24 protein-coding genes and 1 pseudogene are annotated in these 26,625 nt (G+C 51.9%); 23 read left to right on the top strand and 2 right to left on the bottom strand.

Annotated elements, in window-relative coordinates; all coding sequences use genetic code 11:
* Nucleotides 1–89: 89 nt before the first annotated feature.
* Together fucO and QZX60_RS05345 are read right to left on the bottom strand one after the other, a co-directional pair.
* Complete coding sequence (gene fucO / locus QZX60_RS05350) at nt 90–1,238, bottom strand: lactaldehyde reductase (protein WP_295362116.1); 1,149 nt, start codon at nt 1,236–1,238, stop codon at nt 90–92.
* Nucleotides 1,239–1,384: 146 nt separating this feature from the next.
* Nucleotides 1,385–2,236 carry a LysR family transcriptional regulator gene (locus QZX60_RS05345; protein ID WP_295362115.1) on the bottom strand — a complete coding sequence of 284 codons (852 nt, stop codon included), beginning with the start codon at nt 2,234–2,236 and terminating at the stop codon, nt 1,385–1,387.
* Between the two features lie 379 nt (nt 2,237–2,615).
* Between QZX60_RS05345 and QZX60_RS05340 the strand changes: the two genes are divergently transcribed.
* The 23 genes and pseudogenes from QZX60_RS05340 to QZX60_RS05230 all read left to right on the top strand — a co-directional run bounded on the left by QZX60_RS05340 (nt 2,616) and on the right by QZX60_RS05230 (nt 26,624).
* On the top strand, nt 2,616–2,783 hold the full coding sequence (locus tag QZX60_RS05340; protein ID WP_295362113.1) for a hypothetical protein: 168 nt from the start codon (nt 2,616–2,618) through the stop codon (nt 2,781–2,783).
* Between the two features lie 48 nt (nt 2,784–2,831).
* Nucleotides 2,832–3,308: pseudogene (locus QZX60_RS05335) on the top strand (aldo/keto reductase); the annotation flags it as partial.
* A 183-nt stretch (nt 3,309–3,491) separates the two neighbouring features.
* Nucleotides 3,492–4,289, top strand: a complete 798-nt coding sequence (locus QZX60_RS05330) for a carbon-nitrogen hydrolase family protein (RefSeq protein WP_295362111.1) — start codon at nt 3,492–3,494, stop codon at nt 4,287–4,289.
* A gap of 3 nt (nt 4,290–4,292) precedes the next feature.
* Entirely contained in the window at nt 4,293–5,039 is a 747-nt protein-coding gene (locus tag QZX60_RS05325) for a YdcF family protein (RefSeq protein WP_295362110.1), read from the top strand.
* A 188-nt stretch (nt 5,040–5,227) separates the two neighbouring features.
* Nucleotides 5,228–7,117, top strand: coding sequence for an RICIN domain-containing protein (locus QZX60_RS05320; protein ID WP_295362108.1), 1,890 nt, complete (start codon nt 5,228–5,230; stop codon nt 7,115–7,117).
* A 439-nt stretch (nt 7,118–7,556) separates the two neighbouring features.
* Nucleotides 7,557–8,654 carry a GspE/PulE family protein gene (locus QZX60_RS05315; protein ID WP_295362106.1) on the top strand — a complete coding sequence of 366 codons (1,098 nt, stop codon included), beginning with the start codon at nt 7,557–7,559 and terminating at the stop codon, nt 8,652–8,654.
* A complete protein-coding gene (locus tag QZX60_RS05310) occupies nt 8,629–9,723 on the top strand; it encodes a type II secretion system F family protein (protein ID WP_295362104.1) in 1,095 nt (364 codons plus the stop codon). The genes QZX60_RS05315 and QZX60_RS05310 overlap by 26 nt, the downstream gene beginning before the upstream one ends.
* 25 nt (nt 9,724–9,748) lie before the next feature.
* On the top strand, nt 9,749–10,141 hold the full coding sequence (locus tag QZX60_RS05305; RefSeq protein WP_295362102.1) for a type II secretion system protein: 393 nt from the start codon (nt 9,749–9,751) through the stop codon (nt 10,139–10,141).
* Between the two features lie 7 nt (nt 10,142–10,148).
* A complete protein-coding gene (locus QZX60_RS05300; RefSeq protein ID WP_295362100.1) occupies nt 10,149–10,601 on the top strand; it encodes a hypothetical protein in 453 nt (150 codons plus the stop codon).
* Between the two features lie 37 nt (nt 10,602–10,638).
* Nucleotides 10,639–11,070, top strand: coding sequence for a type II secretion system protein (locus QZX60_RS05295; RefSeq protein ID WP_295362098.1), 432 nt, complete (start codon nt 10,639–10,641; stop codon nt 11,068–11,070).
* Nucleotides 11,006–11,548, top strand: a complete 543-nt coding sequence (locus QZX60_RS05290) for a type II secretion system protein (protein ID WP_295362096.1) — start codon at nt 11,006–11,008, stop codon at nt 11,546–11,548. The genes QZX60_RS05295 and QZX60_RS05290 overlap by 65 nt, the downstream gene beginning before the upstream one ends.
* Nucleotides 11,490–11,942, top strand: coding sequence for a hypothetical protein (locus QZX60_RS05285; RefSeq protein WP_295362095.1), 453 nt, complete (start codon nt 11,490–11,492; stop codon nt 11,940–11,942). The genes QZX60_RS05290 and QZX60_RS05285 overlap by 59 nt, the downstream gene beginning before the upstream one ends.
* Before the next feature lie 130 nt (nt 11,943–12,072).
* Entirely contained in the window at nt 12,073–13,899 is a 1,827-nt protein-coding gene (gene glmS / locus QZX60_RS05280; protein ID WP_295362093.1) for a glutamine--fructose-6-phosphate transaminase (isomerizing), read from the top strand.
* A 240-nt stretch (nt 13,900–14,139) separates the two neighbouring features.
* Nucleotides 14,140–16,758 (top strand): glycyl radical protein, encoded by a 2,619-nt coding sequence (locus QZX60_RS05275; RefSeq protein ID WP_295362091.1) that lies wholly within the window; start codon nt 14,140–14,142, stop codon nt 16,756–16,758.
* Between the two features lie 56 nt (nt 16,759–16,814).
* Entirely contained in the window at nt 16,815–17,720 is a 906-nt protein-coding gene (locus QZX60_RS05270) for a glycyl-radical enzyme activating protein (protein WP_295362120.1), read from the top strand.
* A gap of 265 nt (nt 17,721–17,985) precedes the next feature.
* Nucleotides 17,986–19,311, top strand: coding sequence for an aldehyde dehydrogenase (locus QZX60_RS05265; RefSeq protein WP_295362089.1), 1,326 nt, complete (start codon nt 17,986–17,988; stop codon nt 19,309–19,311).
* 114 nt (nt 19,312–19,425) lie between these two features.
* Nucleotides 19,426–20,637, top strand: coding sequence for a histidine kinase (locus QZX60_RS05260; RefSeq protein WP_295362088.1), 1,212 nt, complete (start codon nt 19,426–19,428; stop codon nt 20,635–20,637).
* Nucleotides 20,630–21,661, top strand: a complete 1,032-nt coding sequence (locus QZX60_RS05255; RefSeq protein ID WP_295362085.1) for a response regulator — start codon at nt 20,630–20,632, stop codon at nt 21,659–21,661. The genes QZX60_RS05260 and QZX60_RS05255 overlap by 8 nt, the downstream gene beginning before the upstream one ends.
* Nucleotides 21,658–22,887: a methionine adenosyltransferase gene (gene metK, locus QZX60_RS05250; protein WP_295362083.1), complete on the top strand. Its 1,230-nt coding sequence runs from the start codon at nt 21,658–21,660 to the stop codon at nt 22,885–22,887. The genes QZX60_RS05255 and metK overlap by 4 nt, the downstream gene beginning before the upstream one ends.
* 264 nt (nt 22,888–23,151) lie before the next feature.
* Nucleotides 23,152–23,427, top strand: a complete 276-nt coding sequence (locus tag QZX60_RS05245) for a BMC domain-containing protein (RefSeq protein WP_154576786.1) — start codon at nt 23,152–23,154, stop codon at nt 23,425–23,427.
* 21 nt (nt 23,428–23,448) lie between these two features.
* A complete protein-coding gene (pduB, locus tag QZX60_RS05240) occupies nt 23,449–24,231 on the top strand; it encodes a propanediol utilization microcompartment protein PduB (protein WP_295362081.1) in 783 nt (260 codons plus the stop codon).
* A 51-nt stretch (nt 24,232–24,282) separates the two neighbouring features.
* Nucleotides 24,283–25,944 (top strand): propanediol/glycerol family dehydratase large subunit, encoded by a 1,662-nt coding sequence (locus tag QZX60_RS05235; RefSeq protein WP_295362079.1) that lies wholly within the window; start codon nt 24,283–24,285, stop codon nt 25,942–25,944.
* 17 nt (nt 25,945–25,961) lie between these two features.
* Complete coding sequence (locus tag QZX60_RS05230; protein ID WP_295362077.1) at nt 25,962–26,624, top strand: propanediol/glycerol family dehydratase medium subunit; 663 nt, start codon at nt 25,962–25,964, stop codon at nt 26,622–26,624.
* The last annotated feature ends 1 nt before the right edge of the window (nt 26,625 follow it).

The following is a 26,625-nucleotide window of genomic DNA, read 5'->3' as shown; positions in this document are numbered from 1 at the left end:
CCCCCAAAAAATAAAGGCGTGTGAAAAATTTTTGTTTTTTCACACGCCCTTTTTTATGAGTTAATAAGTAGAGACAACTATCAATCGGCTTAAGCCATTAACATGCGGAACATTTCCTTAACCTGATCCGGTGTCGCTTCACGCGGGTTGCCCGGATAGCAGGCGTCTTTCAACGCGTCAGCTGCGATCTGATCGAGATCTTCCTCACGGATCTTGTCCGTCGTCTTTGGAATACCGACGTCTTCGCCCAACTGTTTAACTGCGGCGATAGCGGCATCCTTCGCGGCTTCGGCGTCCATATCGTCGATGCCTTCAACGCCCATGGCGCGTCCGACATCGCGGAGACGGTCACCGACATAATCGCGGTTGAATTCCATAGAAATTGGCAGGAGCATCGCGCAAGCGACCCCGTGCGGCATATCGTAGTGTGCAGACAGGGTGTGTGCCATGGCGTGGTCAATCCCCAAACCGACGTTGGAGAAGCCCATTCCGGCGATATACTGGCCGAGTGCCATGCCTTCACGGCCTTCCGGCGTGTTGTCGACGGCGCCGCGCAGGTTCTGAGCAATCAGCTTAATGGCTTCCAGATGGAACATGTCGGACAATTCCCAAGCACCCTTTGTGGTGTAGCCTTCGATGGCGTGGGTCAGGGCGTCCATACCGGTTGAGGCGGTTAAGCCCTTCGGCATTGAGGACATCATGTCCGGGTCGATAATGGCGGTTTCCGGAATGTCATCCGGGCCGACACATACGAATTTTCTTTCTTTTTCGACGTCGGTGATGACGTAATTGATGGTGACTTCAGCGGCAGTACCTGCTGTTGTCGGGACAGCGATCGTCGGCACTGCGTGTTTTTTCATCGGCACTTCCCCTTCGAGGGAACGGACATCTTCGTGTTCCGGGTTATTGATGATGATCCCGATCGCTTTTGCGGTGTCCATAGAGGAGCCGCCGCCGATGGCGATAATGGAATCTGCTTCAGCTTCGCGGAAAGCTGCAACGCCGTCTTGGACGTTTTGAATGGTCGGGTTCGGTTTGATGCCGGAGTATACCGTGTACGCGATACCCGCGTCGTCCAATAAGTCGGTGACCTTTGCGGTGACGCCAAATTTGACCAAATCTGGGTCAGAGGTGACGAAAATTTTCTTCCAGCCGTAGCTTTTTACGAGATCCGGAATGACTTCGATTGCGCCGTGTCCGTGGTAGGAAGCGCCATTTAAAATAAAACGATTTGCCATATATTATACCCTCCTCATGCAGCTCTTTAATGAAATTTAAAGGATTGCAATTTGATTTAAATCCATTATAACATCTGTAATCGTTTCTTTCCTGTAGTAAACGGATAAGAAACTGAACATTTTAGTTATTTTGGTCGGATATTGTTTTAGATTGGCCATTTTGGCAGATGATCGAACAACGGTTTAAAACGCGCGCGGTCGGATTTCCGGCAGACGATAAAGTAATGGACAGACGCTTCGGGATCTGAGATGGGAATGATTTTTCGATTTGACAAATCACGATCCTTCAAAACGTAGTCGGTGCAGAAAGTGGGCAGTGCCGAGGCTGAGGCGATTTCTGTGAAGGTGCGGCGGTCCGTCTGCAGCAGCAAATTGGCGTTGGGAATTTTTTCGTGAACCAAATCGTACCAGAATCCGACCTTTGAGTACTGCAGAATCGGCACGCCGTCTAAATCGGCAAAACGCACTTCATCGAAGCCGGCCAGCGGATGGGCCGGCGGCACCGCGATAAACAGTTTTTCGTGTCCGAAGGGGACCGCAAAAAGCGTGTCGTCCTCCGGCATCTCATGGGTGACGATCAGCTGGAAAAGGTGATTGTCGAAGCCCTTTTGAAGGTCCTCGTCGTTGTGAATTTCCGTTGAAATGGTCATTTGGGAGAAAAGGGTCTGGAGTACTGGTGAAATTTCGAGGATCGGAACCGGCGCGCAGGAGCCCAAGGCAATGGTGCGCAGGCTTCGGTCAAAGGCACGCACCTGCTGAACCAGCTGATTATCCTGATTGACGAGCTGTTCGGCTAAAGTGGCCGCCAGTTTTCCGGTTTCGTTGAGAATCAGGCGGTTTTTCTGGCGGATAAATAATTTGACGTCCAGTTCTTCTTCAATTTTTTTCATCGAGCGGGTCAAAGCTGGCTGGGAGATATGAATCTGTTCCGACGCGGCGGACAGTGTGCCGTATTTGGCAAACGCGGCGAGCTGCTCTAACAAGTAAATCTCGATCATGAAGGTCACCTCCTGAGGTTCCAAGCTGTCTGTAAATAAAACTATTCTAACAAAAGTTTATAAAATTTTCTATAATTTGGGCGCTGTTTATGAAAAAGTGCACAAAGCCTATTCACAAAACACATACTGCTTTGCACCGCTGGCATTGTACTTTTGGGATCAGACTGCGTATGATGGAATCAATTAGAAACAAAGGAGCAGAGCAGATATGAACAAAAAAACGATTGGCGTCATCGCGGCGGCGGACTAGCAGCGTCGGATACCGAAGTCTTGGGTTGGCTTTTCGGGACGCATTAAAGCCGCACGACGAGAAAGTATAACTTAGAGTTATATCAACTTCAGCCCTAAGCATTGTACATTTGAACATTCGGGGATTAGAATGAAATCAATAAAGACGGAAGGAACCGACGAGGAGCTGCCGGATTATCTGCCCCTCAGGTCGGATGCAGTCAAAATCGTCAGTGACGCTTTTCAAGCGAGATTGGCCTCTGTCGAAAAATGGAAAGATATCAGCGTTCAGACAGATTCAGATGAAAAAATGAGGTGAAAAGATGATGGTTAACGGCAGCCCTTTGGCCAGTGGCGGGAAGCGTGGCGGGCGCTGGAACGCCTCTGCGAGGAAGGCGTGGTGCGGGCCATCGGTACCTCGAACTTCATTCCGGAGCGGATGGATGAATTACTGTCAGTGGCGAATATTGGCCCGATGGTCAATCAAATTGAGCGGCATCCCTTTTACGGCGTGCAGGATTATCTCGACGACTTGGCCCAGAAGGGTATTGTCTGTGAAGCCTGGGCACCGCTTAACGAGGGACTCCGCGGCATCTTCACCCATCCGGTTTTAGAGGCGATCGGCGCTCGCCACGGCAAAACGGCGGTCCAGACCGCACTGCGCTGGAATGTGCAGCGGGGCGCCGTCGTCATTCCCAAGAGCGAAAATGCGGCACACATGCGGGAAAACCGCGACATTTGGGATTTCGAGCTGACTCCGTCCGAAATGGCGGCCATCGCTGAAATGGACGAGGGCCGCAGCGAAATCATGGATTTTTACGCGCCGGCACAGAGCATCTGCTGACGCAGTGGCGCATTCACGCGTAAATGAAAACTTCTCCTTCTCTTTAATACATCCAATACAAACCGAGACTGGCTGTTCTCCATCAAGCCAGTCTTTTTTATGTGAGCGGCTTTCTCTAAAAATGTGCAGCGATTCATTTCCCTGTGTTATGATAGGGCTAAAACGAAACGAGAGGAAGCACTTATGAAAATCGCAATGGCGCAGATGCGCATGTCGGCAGACATGACCGCTAATTTAAATCGTACACTGGCACACATCGAGGAAGCGGCGGCGCAGGGCGCCGACCTGATTCTCTTTCCGGAAATTCAGCTCAGCCCGTTTTTTCCGAAGCATCCCGGGCAGGACGCGTCACGGTACTGCATGACGATGGACAGCCCATACCTGAGGGCGGTGCAGGACGCGTGCGCGGCGCACCGCATTTTCGCCTCGCCCAATTTTTATATGGCCCTGGACGGGCAGCACTACGACACGAGCTTTTTGATCGACGACACCGGCGCCATCCTCGGCACGCAGAAGATGGTGCACATCGCGCAGTGCCCGGGATTTTACGAGCAGGATTATTATACGCCGGCGGACGACGGTTTTCAGGTCTTCGAGACGAAGTTTGGAAAAATCGGCATTGTCGTCTGTTTCGATCGGCATTATCCCGAAAGCATCCGGACCGAAGCGCTGAAGGGCGCCGAGCTGATTTTGATTCCGACGGCAAACAATATCGGTGAGCCAGATGAGCTGTTCCAGTGGGAAATTAAGGTGCAGGCCTTTCAGAACAGCGTGTATGCGGCGATGTGCAACCGGGTCGGCACGGAAGACGACATGACCTTTTCCGGCCGATCCATTGTGGCGGGCCCCGACGGCGAAACCTTGGCTCTGGCAGGCAGGGACGAGGCGATGCTGTACGCGGAAATCGAGCTGGGACAGGCCGCGGCTCGGCGCCAAACTAAGCCTTACACAGGGCTGAGACGGCCGGAATGGTATGTGTGAGCGATGGAAAAAAGTGTGGTGATTTTGAGCGCGCTGGCGGCGCTGTCGTGCGTCTACGGCGTGTTGATCCTCAGCATCGCTTCCGGCACGCGGTTTTATTTGGTGTGGTTTGGCATTGGCGCGCTTTTCGCCGCTGCGGCCGTCGGGGTGCACACCGGCGCTTGGGCGCGGATGCCTATCGGCGTGCGGATTGCGGTGGATGTGATGCTGGTGGTGGTCATTGTAAGCATTGTGGCGGTCTGCGCGCTGATCCATACACAGTTTAACGCAAAGGCGCCGAAGGGGCTGGATGTGATCGTCGTGCTCGGCGCGCAGGTCAAAACGACGGGACCGAGCCGAGTACTGGCTTATCGGCTGGACACGGCAGCGGCTTACCTCAAAGCCAATTCAAAAACGCGGTGCGTCGTTTCCGGCGGACGCGGCCCGAATGAGCCGGAAACCGAGGCGTCGGCCATGCGCCGATATCTGATTCAAAAGGGCATCGCGCCCAATCGAATTCACGTCGAGAACCGGTCGCAGAACACCGTCGAGAACATCAAATATTCGGCCAAGCTGATCGATATCAAGGGTGACCGCATCGGAATCGTGACGAATAACTTTCACGTCTACCGCGGACTGAGCCTCGCGAAAAAGACAGGCTACCGGCAGGTGTACGGCATTGCCGCGCCGTCCACGCCGCTGTACCTGGCGAACAATATGCTTAGAGAAGTGCTTGGGGTCGTAAAGGATAAAGCGGCGGGGAATATATAGCTCAACGATCAATTTAAGTAACTTTTCAAGTAGGAGAAAACGTGTTATAATAAAAATGTTGTAGTATATAAACGACGAAAAATTAAGTTTTAATTGCACGATTCGTTATTTGGAAAAGGAGTGATTTTATTTTATTAGGTAAACGAAAAACACAGAATAGAAAAGGTCGACTCTGGGCAGCGGCAGCTGTGCTGGCATCGACGTTGGCAGTTACGCCCTGCGCTTTCGCGGAGCCGGCGGCTGCAAATAATCAGACACAAACACAAAATCAAGTACAGACGCAAACGCAGGAAGCTGTCGCGGTCGATACATCTCAGCTTTATGAAATTCGTTCAGGTGTTGGGAATAATCAAGTGCTGGACATTGCTGGCGGCAGTCCGGTCAACGAGGCTAATCTTCAGATTCATGCTGCCAATGGTTCTAATGCGCAGCGGTTCCGCTTTGTCAAAAACAACGACGACACTTATACGATCATGACGATGGCTGGCAGCCGGGCATTGGATGTGCGCGGCGGCAGCAGCAAAAGCGGCACCAATGTCAGGCAGTACAATCCAAATGGCACAAAAGCGCAAAAGTGGAAGCTCACGAAAAACGCTGATGGTACAGTGACGATTCAGCCTGCAAATTCAGAAAAATGCGCGCTTGACGTCAATGGCGGCCGCGGACGAAACGGCGCTAATGTTCAAATTTACGCAGGAAATGGCAGCGCGGCTCAGAAATGGACACTTGTTTCAAAAGGGACGATCCCAGATTACAGCGCAAACAATGTGATGCTGAATCCATCTTACACGTCGAACACTGTATTAGATGTCTCTGGCGGAAGCATTTTCAGCTGCGCGAATATTCAATGTTATCAATATAACGATTCAGCAGCACAGCTGTTTAATCTTAAACGTCAAAGCGATGGCAGTTATATGATTCAAAACGCCAAAAACGGCAAGGTTCTCGACGTTGCAGGCGGATCGAAGAGAAAGGGCGCAAACGTCTGGCAGTACAGCGTGAATAACTCCGACGCGCAGAAATGGATTGTCACCAAAAGCGGGGATACCTACACGTTTAGGAATCGCGGATCTGGTTTGGTACTCGATGTAAGCGGCGGCAGCCGAAACAGCGGTGCAAATGTACAAGTGTACACTTACAATAATTCAGCAGCTCAGAAATGGCGTGTTGTGCCAAAGAATCGAGCCGTAACCAGCAGCGCCAATCTCGGCAGCACCTTTACGGCGCTTGTGAAAAATGCGAATGGTAAAGTGCTCACTGTATCCGGCTCCAATGTGGTGATGCAGAGTGCTTCCTGGTTGACGACGAAGGGGTGGACGTTTGTCCGTAATTTGGACCACTCCTACACTTTGATTCCACTGTCCAATAAGAGCAAGGCCCTTGATATTTCGGGCGGCAGAAATGCGGACGGTGCAAATGTGCAGATTTATAATCAAAATAATTCTAGGGCGCAGAAATTTGTCGTTGTCAGCAAGGGTAAAGGCCAGTATACGCTTATGCCGGAAAATTCAACAACACGGGTAATTGACGTCGCTGGCAATTCATCGAAGGAAAACACAAACGTCGATTTATACACGGCCAATAATAGCAAGGCACAGCTGTTCACAATTCAAAAGGCAAATGCCAGGCAGTTCAAGACACCAACTCCGCCAGAAACGACGCGTCAACGCATTGTGAAAGTGGCACAGAAGGAAGTTGGCTACCACGAATATGGCAATAACGGCACAAAATATGGCGCATGGGCACATTGTAACTATCAGCCGTGGTGTGCGACATTTGTTTCCTGGTGTGGGGCGAAGGCCGGCGCTTCATCGAAGGTGTTCTGTTATCACAATTATACAGGAAATGGTGTGCAGTGGTACCAAAGCCGTGGACGCTGGCGGTGGAAAGGTTACGCACCGAAATCCGGCGATCTGGTCTACATTGGCAAGAGCATGGCCACACATGTGGCGATTGTTGAAAAGCGCTCTGGCAATACCATGACGACAATCGACGGGAATTGGAGCGATAAGGTCAAACGGGTTAACCGAAACATCAAAGCATCCGATATTTTCGGATACGCTACGCCGACTTATTGATTTTAGAATTTCATCAAACACGACAATGATGAGTTATGAAGAGGGCTTTTAAAGTCCTCTTTTTTATTGCAAGACATAACATAAAAGGGAATTTTTAGATCATCTCGGCCTGTGGAGAGACGTACCTTATTTTCCCCCAAATTATTCAATCATTTTTCAAATGTATGTCATCAACTATTTCATCCATTTATCTAAATAAAGATCAAATTTCCACCTCACCTTCTTTTCAATTTTCAAGTTATTTTCTTTACTTTTTTTGCAACGCATTATTAAGCAGTTACAGACCAAGATCATTTAAAGAATTTACTAAAAACGATTGCAAAAATCAAAATATCGTGATATACTCTGAAAAATTTCAAATCAAAGAGAGTAGCTTAACATGAATTTTTTTAAAAATAAGCACTCTTCTGATACAAATCGTGCGACCAAAGAGCGCACCATGAATCAAAAACACGGCGATGGGATTGTCTTATTAACAGAGAGATTATTGACCGTGGCGATGGATAAACGGGCTTCGGATATCCATATTGAGCCGATCGGGTCAGACACTTTTCGCGTACGTTTTCGGATTGATGGTGCGCTCTTTTTCTACACTTCTTTGTCGTCAGAAGACTACACCAGCATGATTTCGCGAATTAAAATTCTGGCGCAGATGGATATCAGCGACAAACGCTCGGTGCAGGACGGCGCCTTTGTGTTTCACGAGATTCCGATGCGGGTCTCGGTGCTGCCGACGGTGCACGGGGAACACATGGTGATCCGCATTCTCGACAGCCGGTATTACATTCAGGATTTATCCCGTCTGGGGCTGACGGCAGCGGACATTAGGAAGCTGACGGCGATGGTCAGCCGGCGGGAAGGCTTGATTTTGATCAGCGGCCCGACGGGCTCAGGCAAAACGACGACGCTGTTTTCGATTGCGAACCGTCTGAACCGTGAAGGGGTGCACCTCGTAAGCTTAGAGGAGCCGGCGGAAATTTTGATCCCCGGGGTGACTCAGGTGTCGCTGTCCGGCGTCCGGGATATGGATTTTGAAAAGGGCGTCCGCGCGGTGCTCAGGCAGGATCCCGACGTCATTATCCTCGGCGAGATTCGGGACAGCCGCTCGGCCCACGCGGCCATTCGCGCTGCGGCGACGGGCCACTTGTGCTTTGCGACGATCCACGCGAGAAGCGCCTGGGGCTGCCGGGAGCGGCTTTTGGATTTTGGCGTGCCGGATTACATGGCGGACGATCAGTTAATTGGCATGATGGCGCAGCGGCTGGTTCCGAAGATCTGCCCGAAATGTGGCGAAACCGTCGCGATGAACGCGGCGCAGGCTAAGCGCTTAAACTTGAAACGTCCGGGGAAGCTGCGCGTCGGCAGAGGCTGCCCGGCCTGCCGGCAGACAGGGAAATTCGGGCGCATCGGGCTGTTTGATTTAGTGGATGCAGGGGCGGACACGCCAAATGCGCACAGCCGCCCTTTTCGCAAAAGCGCGGTGGCTCATTTGAAAACCGGGAGTGTGGCTTATGAAGACGTTGACCTTTTCCTTTGAGGCCGCTCAAAACAGGCGGCGGCGGAAATTAAACGACGAGGGATTGGCTGCATTTTGCGGCGAATTAGCGGTGCTCATGAGTTCCGGCCTCGACTTGGTCGAATCTTTAAAAACCTTCTTGGATGGCGAGCCCCGTCGGCCTTTGAAGGCAGGCATCGAATCAGTGGTGCGCGCGATTCAACAAGGCGCACCCTTCAGCGCGGCGATGGCCGATTGCGGGCTGGGCATTCCCCAGCTGATGATCGAAACGCTGCGGGTGGGGGAAACCTCGGGCCGGCTGATTTCAGTGCTGGAGCGTCTGGAAAAGTATTACGACCGGCTGAGCCGGCAGAAAAATAAATTGATTCAAATTATGATTTATCCGGCCATCGTCCTGACGATGGCGATGGCAGTGGTTCGCTATCTGGTCACAAGCGTACTGCCCAGCTTGATTGACACCCTCGCCAGTCTCGATTTGTCGATGACGGCGGGGACGCGGATGTTGATCAGCTTAAATGGCGCCGTGGCCGATATACTGTGCGCGCTTGCGGCCGCGCTGATTGCGCTTTGGGTGCTCCATCAGGTTTTGCCGGAGCAGACAGCCTTTCGAAAGGGATTGGACCGTCTGCTGTTAGAATCGCCGCTGTTTGGGCGGATGCGCCGTCTGGAACTTTGGGCGGCCTATTTGGATATGCTGGTGCTGGCGCTGGAAAGCGGCGTCGATTTGATCACCGCATTGGTTGTTTCTGGAAAACCCGTCACCAACGCTTATTTTAAGTCACAGATCGACGGACTGCCCGAGGCGGCGAGCAACGGGCAGCCGCTGTCGGCGGGACTAGCGCAGACGGGCCTGCTCGACAAAGGAGGTGAGCGGCTGATTAAAGTAGGGGAGAAATCAGGGGCACTGCTGCCCATGCTGAAAAAGGCAGGCGCACGCTGCCGCAAACAGTACGATCGGATGTTCGCACGGTTTTCAGCGGTGCTGGAGCCGGCGCTGATTGTCGTCGTCGGCGTGCTGGTGGGATGTGTGGTTATTTCGTTTATCAGTCTGCTCTACACCATTTACGGTGGCTACGCAGCAATGATGTAAATTTCAAAATAAAGGAGGCGACACGATGCCTAAATCAAAGCAAATCAAAAAGCGCAGCAATCAAAAGGGATTTACCCTGGCGGAAATGCTGGTTACACTGATTATTATCGGGGTGTTGGCTGGCGTGATGATTGTCGCGGTGCCGCAGATCGTCAACCGCTCGAGGACCCAGGTTGACAAGGCCAACGCCAAACAGGTGACCTCGGCGGTCACCCTGTATGAAGCCGATCAAGGTGCGCTGCCAGCTGTTACGGCAGCATCCAATACGAATGCCGCGTACGATGAAGTCGTTCAGCTTTTGATTACCAACAAATACCTCAAGAAGGAAGCAGATAATGATTACAGCGCGAAGGCAAAGGACAAGGTCTTCGTCTACGACAAGGTTGAAGGTGTGGTGTCTGTCGCGGATAAAGAATAACCGGGGCATGACCCTGGCGGAAATGCTCGTCGTGCTGATTTTGATCGGTCTGTTGAGCGGCGGCGTGGCCGTCATCGGGACGGCCGGTGTCCAGATGGCGAACCGGGAAGCCTTCGACGCGGAGTGTGAAGCGCTGAAGGATGCCCTCAACGACGCGCGGGACCGAGCGTTGATGCAGGACGCTAATCGAGGGGTCATTGTGGAGATCTTCTACAATAGGTACGAGATTAAGACTTGGGATGACCAGAAAGAAAAGTTTTACTCCAAATACGTGTATTTTGAGAAAATGCAAGCTTCTTTCGCTAATGGAACTATTGACACAAGGAGATATATTCGCGTTCAATTTTTACCAACGGGCACCATTAACAAGGGACAAACAATCCTATTAAGAGGTCCGGGACAGCTGAAGCGCAATTTGGTGCTTCAGCCGGTCACGGGCCGGATTCGGCTGTCGGATTGACGGGAGGCAGCGGATGATAAAATGCGTGAGAAAAAAGATGGCCTCTCAGCGTGGCATCACGCTGGTCGACAGCTTGGTTGCGATTATGATCGTGGCGCTGTTGTCTGTGCTGATGATCTCACTGCTGGGCAATCTGGCCATTTTGAAAAACGCGTCAGCCGGCCTCAACGCCCAAGGACGGGGACTGCCTAAAGCCTATCATCGGGCGGCATCGGCTGTCGCGGCGATGGACCATCCGGACGTTGAGGCGGCCAATGCGCGGCTGCGGGCTGTCGCCGAGGACATATCGGACGACCGGATCACCTATCGGTTCAACGTGACCGGAAGAACCGGTAGCCGTTACGATGTGGACATCACGGTCGCGCCAAAGGGCATGCGTTCAGAAACCTATCAGGAAGTGATTTATGCGGCATCGACTTCAGCTGAAACAGACGAAAATACAGAGTCAGCGCGGGATGACGCTGATTGAGCTTTTGGTGACATTGGCCATCATCGGCTTGGCAGCCGGACTGCTGCCGAGTTTTGCCGCCATTTCGACGAAAATACCGAAGGCCGGATCGGCCCGTTCCCACGTTCAGGAGTTCAGACACGTCCATCTGTTTATCGAAAAGACGATCCGTTCGGCGGATACCGTCGTCATCGACGGGGATGATGTCTACGTGCAGGACATGGAAACCCCACTGTATTATGATTTGTACACATTGAGACAAGAAACACATATCTTGTATCGGGACAAATACTACAATAACTTTGTCCCCCTCGACAACGGCTCCCGCAGTCAGCTGGACGCGGAAGTCGTTGATTTTGAATTGGCGCCGGAGTGGCAGGGCGATACGCCGAACGGCAGATTTAGACTCAAAATGCAGTATACCGGAGATCCCAATGTCTATGAAACAGAAATTTACGCGCCGAAGCACGCGCAGAGCGTCACGGTCAGAACGCCGTGAACCCAATCGGTATAGGCGGCTCAACCAGCAGGGGACGGTGCTGCCGCTGGTTCTCGTGGTGATGATGCTCGCCGTCGTGCCACTGCTGTCGCTCTTTTCCTTTCACGGGCAGGAGCTTCAGACCGCGGCCTGCTATCGGGACCACGAGGCGTGCCTCGTGCTACTGGACTCCGGCGTGGCCCAATGCAAGAGCCAAATCGAGCAGAATGCCGCTTATACTGGAGAAACCCTGACACAAAAACGGGGCAGGGTGAAAATTGAGGTCGATCAGCTCAACGACACCAGCTGGTTTTTTACCTGTGTGGCGCGCTGCGGCAAGGCGCAGGCCACGCAGAGAGGGACGGTCACCCTTCAAAACGGCCGCGCGGAAGTGACCGGCAAGTCAACCAGATAGTGCTTTTTCTTTTTCCTTTTTTGTGGTAAACTATCCTAATAAATTAAATGGTCAATCAACTAAAAAGTAATTTTTTAGCAAGAAGTTTATTTTTTGGATTTCGCATCTTGCGACAAGAAAGGAAACGATTATGTGTGGCATTATCGGTTATACCGGAAAATTAGAGGTTCAAAATGTTTTAATCGACGGCCTTTCACGCTTGGAATACCGCGGCTACGACAGCGCCGGCATTGCTTATTTCCGTGAAAATCAGCCGCATATTTCCCTGAGAAAGACAGCGGGCAAGGTGAAGGACCTGCGCGCGGTCTGTGACAAAGTGAACCCGTCGACCTGCGGCATCGGCCATACGCGCTGGGCGACCCACGGCGGTGTCTCGACTGCCAATGCCCATCCACACCGCGTCGGCAAGGTCGCGCTGATTCACAACGGCATCATTGAAAACTACGCGGCGATCACCAATAAATTCAATTTGGCGGATGAGCTCCAGTCCGAAACGGACACAGAAGTTGGGGCTGCACTGCTCAATCATTTTTACGAAGAAACCCACGATCCGAAGGAAACGATTCGCAAGGCAGTCGCTGAAATCAAGGGCTCCTTCGCCTTTGGGATTTTGTTCGAAGATCATCCAGGGGAAATCTACGCGGTGCGCAACGTCAGCCCGATGGTTGCGTCTTTCGATCCAGAAATCGGCGCGTTTATCGCCTCAGACGTTACGGCCTTTATCGAACACACCAACAAATATTTCGTCGTGCCGGAATATACGATCGCATCCCTCTCGCCGGAAGGCATTGCCCTCGAGGATCTCGAAGGTCACCCGGTGACGCCGGAAATCATGACGGTCGACTGGGACCTGACGGCGGCGGAAAAGGATGGCTACCCGCACTTTATGATCAAGGAAATTCACGAACAGCCGGCCGCGATTACGCGGACCATCACGCCGAGAATCAAGAACGATTTACCAGATTTCTCTGGTGATCAGGTGCCGGACGACTTCTTCAAAGGGGCAAAAAACGTCACGATTGTCGCCTGCGGCACCGCGATGTACGCCGGCATGGTCGGCGCGGAATTCATTCAGAATCATCTAAGAATGCCGGTGACGGTTTCCATCGCGTCGGAATTCAGATATTCTCAGCCAGTCATCGACAAAAATTCTATTGTTATCGTCGTCTCCCAATCCGGGGAAACCATCGATACCTTTGAGGCGCTAAAGCTGGCGAAGCAGTACACCGATCGGACGCTGTCGATTGTCAACGTCAAGGAATCGTCGATTGCCAGAGAAAGTCATTACGTCGTCTACACCCACGCGGGTCCGGAAATCGCGGTGGCCTCGACGAAGGCCTACACGGTTCAGGTCGCGACGATGTACCTCCTCGGCTTTAAGCTCGGCCTTGCGACAGGCCGCCTGACCGAAGACGAAGCGAGAGAAAAGGTACAGGCGCTCAAGGCTATCCCGGGCCACATCGAAGAAGTGCTGCAATACGAAAACCAGATCAAGGAATTGACCAGCCGAATGGTCAACGCCCAGGACGCGTTCTACATCGGCCGCGGTCTGGACTACCGCGTGGCGATGGAAGGGGCGCTGAAGCTCAAGGAAATTTCGTACATTCACGCGGAAGCCTACGCCGCAGGGGAACTTAAGCACGGGACGATTTCGCTGATCGAAGAAGGCGTGCCGGTCATCGCCATCGCCAACCAGCAGAAGGTCTACGAAAAGGTCATTTCCAATATTCGGGAAGTCAAAGCGCGGGATGCCTTTGTCATTCTGATCTCAAAGGATAAGGAAATCAACGACCCGACGATCTGCAACGTCCACCTGTCTATTCCAGACGTGCCCGACGACTTGACGGTTTTTGAAACCGCTGTGATCTGCCAGCTCATCGGTTATTACACCTCCGTCGGCAAAGGCCTCGACCCAGATCAGCCGCGCAACCTGGCTAAATCTGTGACCGTCGAATAATCAAACTAATAAAATAAATAATCGAATCGTCAACGCTCGAATCTTCGGATTCGGGCGTTTTTTTGATGCCGCCGGGGGTTTTCAGCACTGAAGCGTGAAATTTAAAATTACATAATTTTGGTTTGTCCTGTATTATTAGGCATCACATAAATTGCCCTATAATGAAACCGTAAGCACTGCTGGTGTGTGTGAAACAGTGCGAACAATAAAATGATATGAAAGCTTACAGAGGAGGCTATTATGGGAATTGCTAAAGGATTCACCGAACCGACTGATCGAGTTAAAAGACTGAAACAGCGCATTATTGACGCGACCCCAACAGTCGAAGCGGATCGTGCGGAACTGGTTACAGAAGCGTACCGCGCACACGAAAAAGAAGCGCCGGTGATGCGGATTGCGCACGCGAACGAACATATTTTAAATAATATTCCAATTACGATTCGCCCGGACGAACTGATTGTCGGGTCTGCCACATTAACAGACCGCGGCTGCCAGCTCTTCCCGGAATATTCATACGACTGGGTAGCGGCTGAATTCGATACAATGGCCACACGTAAATGCGACCCATTTGAAATTCCAGAAGATACCAAGCACCGCTTGGAAAAAGTTTTTGAATATTGGCCGGGCAGAACCAACTCCGAACTGGCCAGCTCACTGATGTCCGACACCTGCCAGAAATGCCAGGATCTCGGCGTCTTCACCGTTGGGAACTATTACTACAACGGGATCGGCCACGTCTGCGTCGACTACGGCAAAGTATTGAGAGTCGGCTTCAGCGGCATCATCAAAGAAGCAGCTGAAAAGAAAGCAGCCCTCGATCCGAACGATCCGACGACCATCAAAAAACGCCAGTTCTACGATGCCGTCATCATCACCTACAACGCATGTATCAATTACGCTCATCGTTACGCTGAAATGGCCCTCGATATGGCGAAGAAGGAAATCAATCCGCAGCGCCAGAAAGAACTTCTGGTCATCGCGCAGAACTGCCAGAACGTACCGGAAAAACCGGCATCCAACTTTTGGGAAGCCTGCCAGTCCTTCTGGTTTGTCCAATTGATTATGCAGATCGAATCTTCCGGTCACTCCATTTCACCGGGACGTTTCGACCAGTATATGTATCCGTACTACAAGAACGATGCCAACATGACCCGCGATTTCGCGCAGGAATTGGTTGACTGCATCTTCATCAAACTCAACGACTTGAACAAAACCCGTGACGCGGTTTCCGACGAATTGTTCGCGGGCTACGCGATCTTCCAGAACATGTGCGCCGGCGGCCAGACCCCTGAAGGGCTTGACGCAACCAACGACGTTTCCTACATGCAGCTGGATGCCATCGCCCACACCGGTCTGCCGCAGCCATCCATGTCCATCCGTTACTGGGACGGCACGCCAGACGAATTCTTATACCGCGCATGCGAAGTGGTCCGCTTAGGACACGGCCTGCCGGCGATGTACAACGACGAAGTCGCGATTCCAATGCTCGAAAACGACGGCGTTTCACTGGAAGATGCCCGTGACTGGCTGCCAATCGGATGCGTTGAACCGCAGCCGCAGCACAAGACAGACGGCTGGCACGATGCCGCGTTCTTCAACTGCTGCAAGGTTTTGGATATCACGATGCACAATGGCCGCTGCCGCGGCGAACAGCTCGGACCAAAGACCGGCGAAATGACCGACTTCAAGACCTTTGAAGACTTTGTCGCCGCTTACGAAGAACAGATGAAATTCTTCATCGATTATTTGGTAGAAGCCGACAACTGCGTCGACTACGCCCACATGATGAACATGACCCTGCCGTTCGAATCCGCCTTGGTTGACGGCTGTATGGACAAGGGCGCAACCGTTCAGGAAGGTGCCGCCATCTACAACTTCACCGGGCCGCAGGCCTTCGGGACAGCCGATGTTATCGACTCCTTCGTCGCCGTCAAGAAGAACATCTTCGACGACAAGACCATGACCATGGCCGACATGATGGAAGCTGTCGACAACAACTTCGGTTACGCCGTCGATCCGTCAGGTGCACCGAGCGGCTCAGACCGCAGCCAGGTGGCGCCAAGCGGCGGCGCAGGCAGCGCCACTTCAGCAGCTGGCCGTTCCGCAATGGAACAGAAGATCTGGGATGTGGTCCAATCTGTCCTCAAGGGCAGCAGCAATGTCGACATCGCATCGATCGCAGAATCGGCATCCGCTTCATCCGCACCGTGCGGCGAAGGCTGCAAGAAGAACCCGACCGCAGCAGATTTGGCAAAATGGGAAAAGATCCATCAGCTGCTGCTGAACTCACCGCACTTCGGGAACGATATTCCAGAAGTCGACTTGCTCGGACGCCGGATCACGAAGATCTACTCCAGCAACGTTCACGGCAAGAAGAACCCACGTGGCGGGATTTACCACGCAGGCTGCTACACCGTTTCAGCCAACGTTGGGATGGGCCGTGCTGTCGACGCACTGCCAGATGGCCGTTTAGCGCAGACCGCATTGTCCGACAACATTTCACCGCGTCACGGCTGTGATGTCAGCGGACCGACCGCAGCGAACGCATCGTCCGCAACCATCGACGCCCTCGACTTCGGTAATGGGACGCTGTTGAACCAGAAACTCTTACCGTCAGCCGTTGCAGGCGACGAAGGCCTGAAACGCTTCTCGGCATTGGTCAGAGCATACTTTGATCACAAGGGCTATCACATTCAGTTCAACATCGTCGACCGTGCAACCCTGCTCGAAGCGCAGAAACATCCGGAACAGCACAAAGACTTGATCGTCCGCGTCGCCGGTTACTCCGCACAGTTCATCGTTCTGGCTAAAGACGTTCAGGATGACATCATCGCGAGAACTGAACAGACATTCGAATAATAATCTAAACGGAAGGAGAAGCCGCGTTGCTTGCAGATGATAATATCAATTATGGGATGGAAGGCGGTGTCTTCAACATCCAGCGATTTTCTCTCAACGACGGCCCGGGCATCCGAACGATCGTATTTTTGAAAGGATGCCCGCTGAGATGCCTGTGGTGCTGCAACCCGGAATCTCAGAAGCTTCAGCCCGTTGTTTTGTATCAAGCTGAAAACTGCATTCACTGCGGCTCGTGTTTAAAGGTTTGTCCGGTGCCGGGGGCCCTGTCGCCGGACAATCCGCATTTTATCGATTACGATAAGTGCAACGGCTGTGGCGAATGCGCAGCTGTCTGTCCGGCGGACGCCCTGGTTCAGAAGGGGAAAAAGATGACCGTCCAGCAGGTGATCCGGGAAGTCAAAAAAGACGCCAGTTATTACCGGAGAACTAACGGCGGCATGACCCTGTCGGGCGGGGAACCGCTGATGCAGTACAAATTCGCGGCGGAACTGCTCAAGGCTGCAAAGGCTCAGGGGTGGAACACCACGATTGAAACGACGGGTTACACGACCAACGAGGAAGCGCTGGATCTGGTGCTGCCTCATGTTGATTTGGCATTACTCGACGCGAAAGCACCCAATGACGAGATTCACAAGAAATTCACCAACGTCAGCAATCAAGTCATAAGAAAAAATGCGGTGCGCATCGCGCGGGAGGCAGGCGAAACCATTATTCGCGTGCCGACGATTCCGGGCGTCAACGCAGACGATCAAACCATCGCGGAAATTATCGAATACGCGAAATCGCTGCAGGGCGTCCACGAAATACATTTGCTGCCCTACCATACTTTAGGCGAAAACAAATACGAGCTGCTGGGTATTCCTTACCGGATGCCAGAGACCAAAACCCCTTCTCGGGAAACGATGAATCATTTCAAAGACATGGTCGAAGCGGCAGGCCTGAAGTGCAAAATCGGCGGTTAATACAAAAGATGGTTGATTAAAACAAGGTTAAATAGCCAAATATTACGGTTGATTCGGCGGTCAACAAAGGGATTGCCGTTCAATAATCAAAACAAACGACAAGACAAATTTATTTATAGGCTGCGTCACAATGTGGGGTGACGCGGCCGAAATACGAGCTTTCAGAGCCCATTCTTTTTGATCTCAGGATGTCTTGATCTGTTTTGATTTCAGGGTCCGACTTTCGGGCCCTATTTTTATAAGTAGACAAGCCATTCGAACAACGATGATACAAAGAAATTCAGAAAGGAAAACAATGGATACGATAGGACAAATTGTCTGCGCTTCAGGACAAGCCTACACGGCGTACAGACAATGCACACTTAAAGATAGGAAAAGAACGATCGAAGCCGTTCGGACAGGGCTGAAGGGCGCCGTGATGAATCTCGCGGAAATGGCCTGTCGTGAAACCGGCATGGGGCATTCCGTAGACAAGGCGAGAAAAATTGCGCTGGCCGTCGACAAGACGCCAGGGGTCGAGGATTTGCAGACAGAGGTGCTCACCAATGACGACGGCATCGTCTTGACTGAGCTTTCATCCTGCGGCGTTATCGCCGCGGTTCACCCGTGCACCAATCCCATCGCGGTATTGATCAACACGACGATTTCGGCCTTGGCGGCGGGCAACGCCATCATCCACTGCCCCCATCCGAGAGCGTGTCAGTGCAGCCAGACGGCAGTGTCACTGATCAACGCGAGTATCAAGGAAGCGATTGGCATTGACCATCTGGTCTCGATGCTGCCGATGACAGGCCACAATGTCAGCGAACAGCTGATGAATCATCCCGACGTGGACATGATTGTCGTGACCGGATCGAGCACAGCGGTGAGCGCAGCATTCCGGGCTGACAAAAAGGTCATCGGCGCGGGACCGGCCAATCCGCCGGTCATCGTCGACGAAACGGCGGATCTCGACCGCGCGGCGTCGGCTATCGCGGAATCCGCGGCCTTTGATTACAATTTGATGTGCGTGTCGGAAAAAGCCATCGTGACGCTGGACTGCGTCGCGGAGCCGCTTTTGACCGCTTTCGCGAGAGTGGGCGTTCAGGTGCTTGACAGCAAAGACATGGAAAAGGTAGAGCGCCTGATGTTCAATGCCGACGGCGATGTCGCCAGGCGGTTCGAAGGCCGGCCCTTAAAAGAAATTCTAGACAGCGCAGGCGTTGTGTATCATTATCCGGCGAAGCTTGTCGTGGGTGAAGCGCGCCTCAGCGATTTGCTCGTCATGAAAGAGGTCAAGGTACCGATTGTGCCGATGGTTCGCATGCCTGATTTCAAGGCGGCGCTCACGGCAGCACTGCAGATTGAACAAAACAACCACCACACAGCAGGGATCCACAGCCGCAGTATTGAGCGCTTGGATCGCGCGGCGCGGACAATGCAAACCGCCATTTTTGTTAAAAACGCGCCCTTTATTTCATCAATTGGTTTTGGCGCGGATGTGCCCTGCGCATTTTCCATCGCGTCTTGGACCGGTGAAGGCCCGATTTCGGCAAGACATTTCACCTATCGCAGACGTTGTGTTTTGTCGGAGGCATTTCAAATACGATAACTGAAAAATAAAATACAATTATTTAATGCGTCAAACAACTATGTGTTGAAAAATCCTCATTTTTTCCTTAAAATAACAAATAAGAAAACAAATTGAGAGAAAAGAGGACGGAACATGTTGGATCTTGAAAAATGGGCTGAAACAGAAGAATTTAAACAAATTCAGCAGGTTTTCCAAAAAGCAACCGGCGTCGCCTGCCGTTTGATTGATTACAAAGGGCGTGCGGTCGCGCCGGAAAACGAAAGCGTATCGATTTTAAAAGAAAGCGAAAATTGGCGTGAAATCCAAAAAGCGCTTGAAAAATCGGCGCGGGAAGCCAGCATTCAGGCCGTTACCGATGGGGACGTTCTCATGTACCGGGCACTTGAGGAATTGACTTTTTTTGTCGTCCCCTTTGAACGGGACGGGGAATACCTCGGAGCGGTTCAGGGCGGACCGGTGCGCGTCGCAGATCATTTTCATGAGGTGGTGAATGACGAAGCGGGCCAGAACAAGAAAGCCCAGACTTTTTTTAAAGTCAATCGCAAACTGATTGACGCGCTGCCCGTTGTTACGCCTGAGCAGTTAAAAGGGACGGCCGAAATGGCGAAACTATGGCTCGGCAAATACATTGATTTGGAAAAACAGCTGGACCAACAAGCAAAGCGGAATAAACAGAACGCGACGATCATTGAACAGCAATACCGGAAAATCGAAGCCTACGAGAGAAGGGAACATCAGCCGCGGGAGGAAAATCTCGAGAATCGGCTGAACATGCATTTTTGGTTCAATTCCCTGACGTCTGCCGCGAACCTGGCGATCATCGAAGGCGCCATGCGGACCAATGAGATGATCACGCTGATCTCAGATTTCCTGCGTGACACCTTGTTTGAGCACGACACGTTCTGGACGGTCGCGCAGGAGACCGAAGCGGTGGAATGTTATCTGCACATTCAGGGCGTGCGCTTCGGCGACCGCATCCAGTATAAAATCGATGTGCCGCGGAATATGATGAAGTGCAGGATTCCGAGAATGATGCTCGTTCCCTTTGTCGAGCACAGCACAAACGGGGTGATCAACCAGAATAAAGACGGGCAGATTCTCGTGCGCATTGCGCAGGAATCCGGCCGGCTGATCTGCGAGGTGCAGGACAATGTGGATCGTGAGGCGGTGTCCGATTTGCCGTCGGAAGCGAAAAGGCATTACTCGGCAGCGGCCAATATTGAAGCGGTCCGCGACAAGTTAGGAGAGATTTACGGCACGGGCTATCACATCGCCCAGACCACGGAGAACGGCCGCAACTGTCTCGTGATCAGTATTCCTGAAGGAGGCCGCGGCGATGTTTGAGGTGCTCATTGTCGATGACGAGCCGTTGATGCGCGAAGCCCTGGAACAGATGATCGGCATGGTCGACGGATTTGAAGTCTGTACCGTTGCCAAAACAGGGACCGAAGCAGTCGAGAAGGTGAAGGACTTTCGGCCGGATATTGTCTTTATGGACGTGGTGATGCCGGACGAAAACGGCATCCAGGCCGCCAAGAAGATCCGGGAGCTGCTGCCCCATGTGACGATTTACCTCGTTTCTGCTTACAATACCTTTGATTTTGCGAAGGAGGCCGTGCATATCGGCGTCGACGAATATCTGCTCAAGCCGCTGAGCTTTTCGCGGGTCAAGCGGCTTCTGGAAAATTTCCGCGGGCTTAAGCAGCGGCGCAACGCCACCTTCGATAAGATTTGCGGCATTGTGGACAGCAGCGATTACGCCGCGATGTATTACGTGCTGCCCGAGCTGATCGACAATATCAAGCAGGAAAGCTGGGACGCGACGGACGAAATCATCGATTATTATTACACGATTGAAAATAAATTGTTCGCCCAGTACGACTGCCTGGACGAAACCAATTACGTCAATCGGCCGGCGGGGAAAATGCTGCCGGTCGAGCGCTGGCTGGAATTCAGGCTCTACGCGACCTTGGATTTGATCTTCCGGCACAAGGCCATCGCCCTTTACCCGGTGATGAAAAAATCTTTCCTATATATAGATGAACACATCGGCGAGAACATCGGACTCAGAGAGGTGCGGGAAAACAGCGGGCTGTCTCAGGGATACCTCAGCCGGATTTTCAAGAAAACCCTCGGCATCTCTGTGATGACGTACATCCATCTGTGCCGCATGATGCAGGCCAAGTGGTATTTCTGCGTCACCAGCGACAGCGTCACCGACGTCGCCTACCGGCTGGGCTACAACGAAAGCTCTTATTTCAGCAAGTTGTTTAAGAAATACGAAAAGATGACCATTTCAACCTACAAGAAAATGGTTCGGGAAGAAAAGAAAAAGGCGCAAGCCAAGAATAAAAGTGATAAAAAATGAAAAGAACAGCAGAATCTGTAACAGAAGGTCATCCGGATAAGCTCTGCGATCAGATTGCGGACGGCATTGTCGACGCCTGCCTCGCGGCCGATCCAGAAAGCCACACGGCCATTGAGGTGATGGCTTCAAAAAATATGCTCTTTCTGGCGGGAGAAATTTCGCCGGAACTGTTATCAAGCGGCGCGATCCAGATCGAGGCAATCGCGCGGAAAACGGCGGCGGAGATTGGCTATACCTCAGCGGACGTTGGGCTCGACGCGGAAAACTGCATCGTCATGACCAACATCAACGCTCAATCTGCCGACATCAACGCGGCGGTTTCCAAACAAGATACGATTGAAACGGCGAAGTGGGTCGGCGGCAAGGTCCGCTGCAAATGGCTGCCGCCGGAGGACAGAGCACCCGGCGAGCATTACAAGGTCCGCCACGTCGGCGCCGGCGATCAGGGGATTATGTACGGCTACGCGACCGACGAGACCAAGACGCTTATGCCGCTGCCCTTTGTGCTGGCGACGGCGCTGTCGAAGCGTCTGACGGCGGTCCGTAAGGACGGCACCCTGCCCTGGCTGCGCCCCGATGGCAAGTCTCAGGTGACCCTCGACGGCCAAAACCGGGTCAAATCGATTGTCCTGTCGGCGCAGCACGATCCGGAGATCGAGCTGCAGGCGCTGCAGCAGGCTTTGGTGCGGCACGTGGTGGTACCGGTTTTTGAGGCGACGATCGGCGCCGATCAAATCACGACGGACACGCAGCTGCACATCAATCCGTCGGGCCGGTTCGTCATCGGCGGGCCCTTGGGCGACACCGGGCTGACCGGGCGCAAGCTGATGGTGGACACCTACGGCGGCGCCTGCCATCACGGCGGCGGCGCGTTTTCCGGCAAGGACCCGACCAAGGTAGACCGCTCCGGCGCGTATATGGCGCGGTATCTGGCGAAAAACGTCGTCGCCTGCGGACTGGCGAAGCGCTGTGAGGTGGCGCTGGCCTACGCCATCGGACGGGAAGAACCGGAAATGTTTGAAATCAACACCTTTGGGACGGCGAAGGCCGACGAAGGGAAAATCAAAAAAATGATTGAGCAGCACGTGTCCTTCGCGGTGCCGGACATCATCGACGGCCTGGGACTGGCCCGTCCGATCTACAAACAGACGGCGGCCTACGGCCATTTCGGAAAGGAAGGCCTGCCCTGGGAAAAGGTCGACGCCTTTGAATCGGTAAAAAAATAATAAAATAATGAGCCTAAAAGAGCTGAGAGGTGACAAATTTACCAAAGGAATTTGTCAAAATCTCAGCTCTTTTTTACAAAAATCATTTATACTAAAAACGTAATCATTCGTCAGACTATATCTTGTGGTGAAAAATTTAAAGACACAAGGAAACACTGATAAAATCAGGGGGAAGTGGTTTTTTTATAATAATATCACAAGTAATTATCTGTGCAAATGGTTTACAATATTGTTAGTCAGATAACCTAAAAGGAGGAAAAGCTTATGACAAATGAAGCTTTGGGTATGATTGAAACCAAAGGCCTCGTCGGATGCATTGAAGCAACTGATGCCATGGTCAAATCTGCCAACGTCACGTTCACAGGCTATGAAAAGATCGGTTCCGGTCTTGTCACAACCATGGTTCGCGGCGATGTCGGTGCGGTCAAGGCAGCTGTTGATGCAGGTGCAGCGGCAGCTGACAAAGTTGGCCAGGTTGTTTCAGTTCATGTGATTCCGAGACCACATCAAGATGTGGAAAAAATGTTACCAACTTTATAAAAATAGTGGAGGTGTGAATTAATGAAAGACGATGTTATGAACAAATTGATGGAAGAAGTCATGAAGAAGATGGACGAAGTTGAAGAAACGGGTACCGTCTCTGAAGCCACAGGCACTTGTGGACTGACTGAATACGTAGGACAGACCATGGGGGATACAATTGGTCTGGTCATCGCTAACGTAGATCCTAACTTACACGAAGCAATGGAAATCGATCCGAAGTATCGTTCAATCGGTATCATTTCTGGCCGTACTGGGGCTGGCCCGCAGATCATGGCAGCTGATGAAGCTGTTAAAGCGACCAACACCGAAATGGTTATCTGTGAAATGGCTCGTGATACCAAGGGCGGCGCAGGACATGGTTCACTGGTTGTCTTCGGTGCAGAAGATGTTTCCGATGCGAAACGCGCTGTTGAAGTTGCTTTGGTTGAAACTGAAAGACACTTCGGCGATGTTTACGGCAACGACGCTGGCCACCTGGAATTCCAGTACACCGCACGTGCTTCCTTCGCCTGCAACGCAGCATTCGGCGCACCGATCGGCCGTGCATACGCTCTGATCTTAGGCGCTCCTGCTGGTATTGGTATCCTCATTTCCGATATCGCTCTGAAAGCAGCTAACGTAGAACTCATCAGCTACTGCTCACCAGATCACGGCACAAAGGCTTCAAACGAAGGCTTCATCAATGTTTACGGCGATGCTGGCGCAGTTCGTCAGGCAGTCCGTGCAGCCCGTGATGCAGGTATCCAGGCATTATCAGCATTAGGCGGACCTTGCCCATCAGCAACAACTCCTTACATTTAATGTGATTAGACCCACACTAATACACAAAGAGATTTAAGGAGGAATGACTAAATGAGATCAAAAAGATTTGAAGCTCTGGAAGCTCGTCCAATTAAAAAAGACGGTTTCGTTAAGGAATGGCCAGAAGTTGGCTTGATCGCCATGAACTCTGACTTGGATCCAAAGCCAAGCATCAAAGTTGTCGACGGCAAGATCGTCGAAATGGACGGCAAAGCAAGAGAAGATTTCGATATGCTCGATCAGTTCATCGCTGACCACGCAATTCATATTGAAGATGCAGAAGAAGCGATGGCTATTCCATCAATCGACATCGCAAACAAACTCGTTGACATCCACGTGCCAAGAAAAGACATCATCAAAATCACAACAGCTGTTACACCAGCTAAGATGACCGAAGTTCTCGGATACATGAGTGTTCTCGAAATGATGATGGCTCAGAACAAAATGCGTGCACGTTTAATGCCATCAAACCAGTGCCACGTCACAAACGTTAAAGATAACATGGTTCAGATCGCGGCTGACGCTGCTGAAGCAGCTATCCGTGGTTTCGACGAACAGGAAACAACCGTTGGTATCGCACGTTACGCACCATTCAACGCCTTAGGGATCATGATCGGTGCAAACTGCGGCCGTCCAGGCATCCTGACTCAGTGCTCTGTTGAAGAAGCAACCGAACTGGATATGGGTATGAGAGGCTTCACCGCTTACGCAGAAACCATTTCCGTTTATGGGACTGAACAGGTCTTCATGGATGGTGACGATACCCCATATTCAAAAGCATTCTTGGCATCCGCATACGCATCACGCGGCCTGAAAATGCGTTTCACATCTGGTTCTGGTTCAGAAGTTCAGATGGGTTATGCAGAAGGTCACTCCATGCTGTACCTTGAAGCCCGCTGCTTGTATGTCACAAGAGGTGCTGGTGTTCAGGGGACTCAGAACGGTTCTGTTTCTTGCGTTGGTGTTCCGGCTGCTGTACCTGGCGGTATTCGTGAAATCTTGGCAGAAAACCTGCTGGCTGCCTGCCTCGACCTCGAATGTGCATCATCAAACGACCAGACATTCACACACTCGGATTTACGCCGTGTCGCTCGTTCACTGATGCAGATGGTTCCAGGGACAGACTACATCTGCTCCGGTTACTCATCCACACCGAACTACGATAACATGTTCGCAGGATCCAACTGGGATGCTCACGACTACGATGACTGGAACGTTATCCAGCGTGACTTGAGAATCGATGCTGGCTTACAGCCAATCACTGAAGACGCATTGGTCGAAGCACGTGCGAAAGCTGCTAGAGCCATTCAGGGCTTGTTCAAAGGCATGGGACTTCCGGAAATCACTGATGAAGAAGTCGAAGCTGCAACATACGCAGACGGCTCAAAAGATATGCCGGACCGTGACGTTGTCGCTGACCTGAAAGCTATCGAAGACATGATGAACAAAGGCGTTACTGCTGTTGACTTCATCAAAGCGCTCGACAAAGAAGGCTTCCACGATGTCGCACAGTCGATCTTTAACATCCAGTACATCAAATGCGCTGGTGACTACCTGCATACAGCTTCTAAATTGTCTTCTGACTGGGAAGTCATTTCTGCAGTTAACTACAAGAACGACTACCATGGTGTCGGAACTGGGTATCAGATTTCTGAAGAACGTTGGAATCAGATTGCTGATCTGCCTTGGGCAGATGACCCAGAAACAATTTAGTGAGAGGGGTGTATAGAATGGCTGTTAACGAAGAATTGTTAAAATCAATCATCGCAGATGTTGTTAAAGAAATGTCAGCTGATGCACCGGCAGAAGCGCCGAAAGCAGCTCCTGTAGATGAAGGCCCAGCTGAAACATTAGTATTAACACCAGACGGAGAAGCACAGAAAGGCACTGCAGCTGATGAAGTTATCATCGGTGTTTCCGCACAGTTCGGTGCAGAACAGCAGACCAACATCATCGGTGTTCCTCACGCGCAGATCATGAAAGAAATGATCGCTGGTATCGAAGAAGAAGGCATGAAAGCTCGTGTCGTCAAAGTCTATCGTTCAGGTGACGTTGCGGTTATCGGACATGACTGCGCTGAACTTTCAGGCTCCGGTATTGCAATCGGCATTCAGTCTCGTGGGACTTGCTTGATCCATCAGGCAGACCTGCCGCAGTTAGGGAACTTGGAATTATTCCCGCAGTGCCCGCTGATCGACCTTGACACTTATCGTCAGATCGGTAAGAATGCGGCTCGCTACGCTAAAGGCGAAAGCCCGGAACCAGTTCCGGTCAAGAACGACCAGATGGCTCGCCCGGCATACCAGGCAAGAGCTGCACTTCTCTACTTAAAAGAAGTCCAGTCTGTTGTCTTAGGTAAAAAACCGGTCAACATGAAAGTTTCCTACAAATAAT

It is taken from the genome of uncultured Pseudoramibacter sp., from assembly GCF_903789625.1.
GTDB lineage: Bacteria > Bacillota > Clostridia > Eubacteriales > Eubacteriaceae > Pseudoramibacter > Pseudoramibacter fermentans.
The sequence above is the reverse complement of the archived record's forward strand: the minus strand, read 5'-3'. Positions and strand labels throughout refer to the sequence as shown.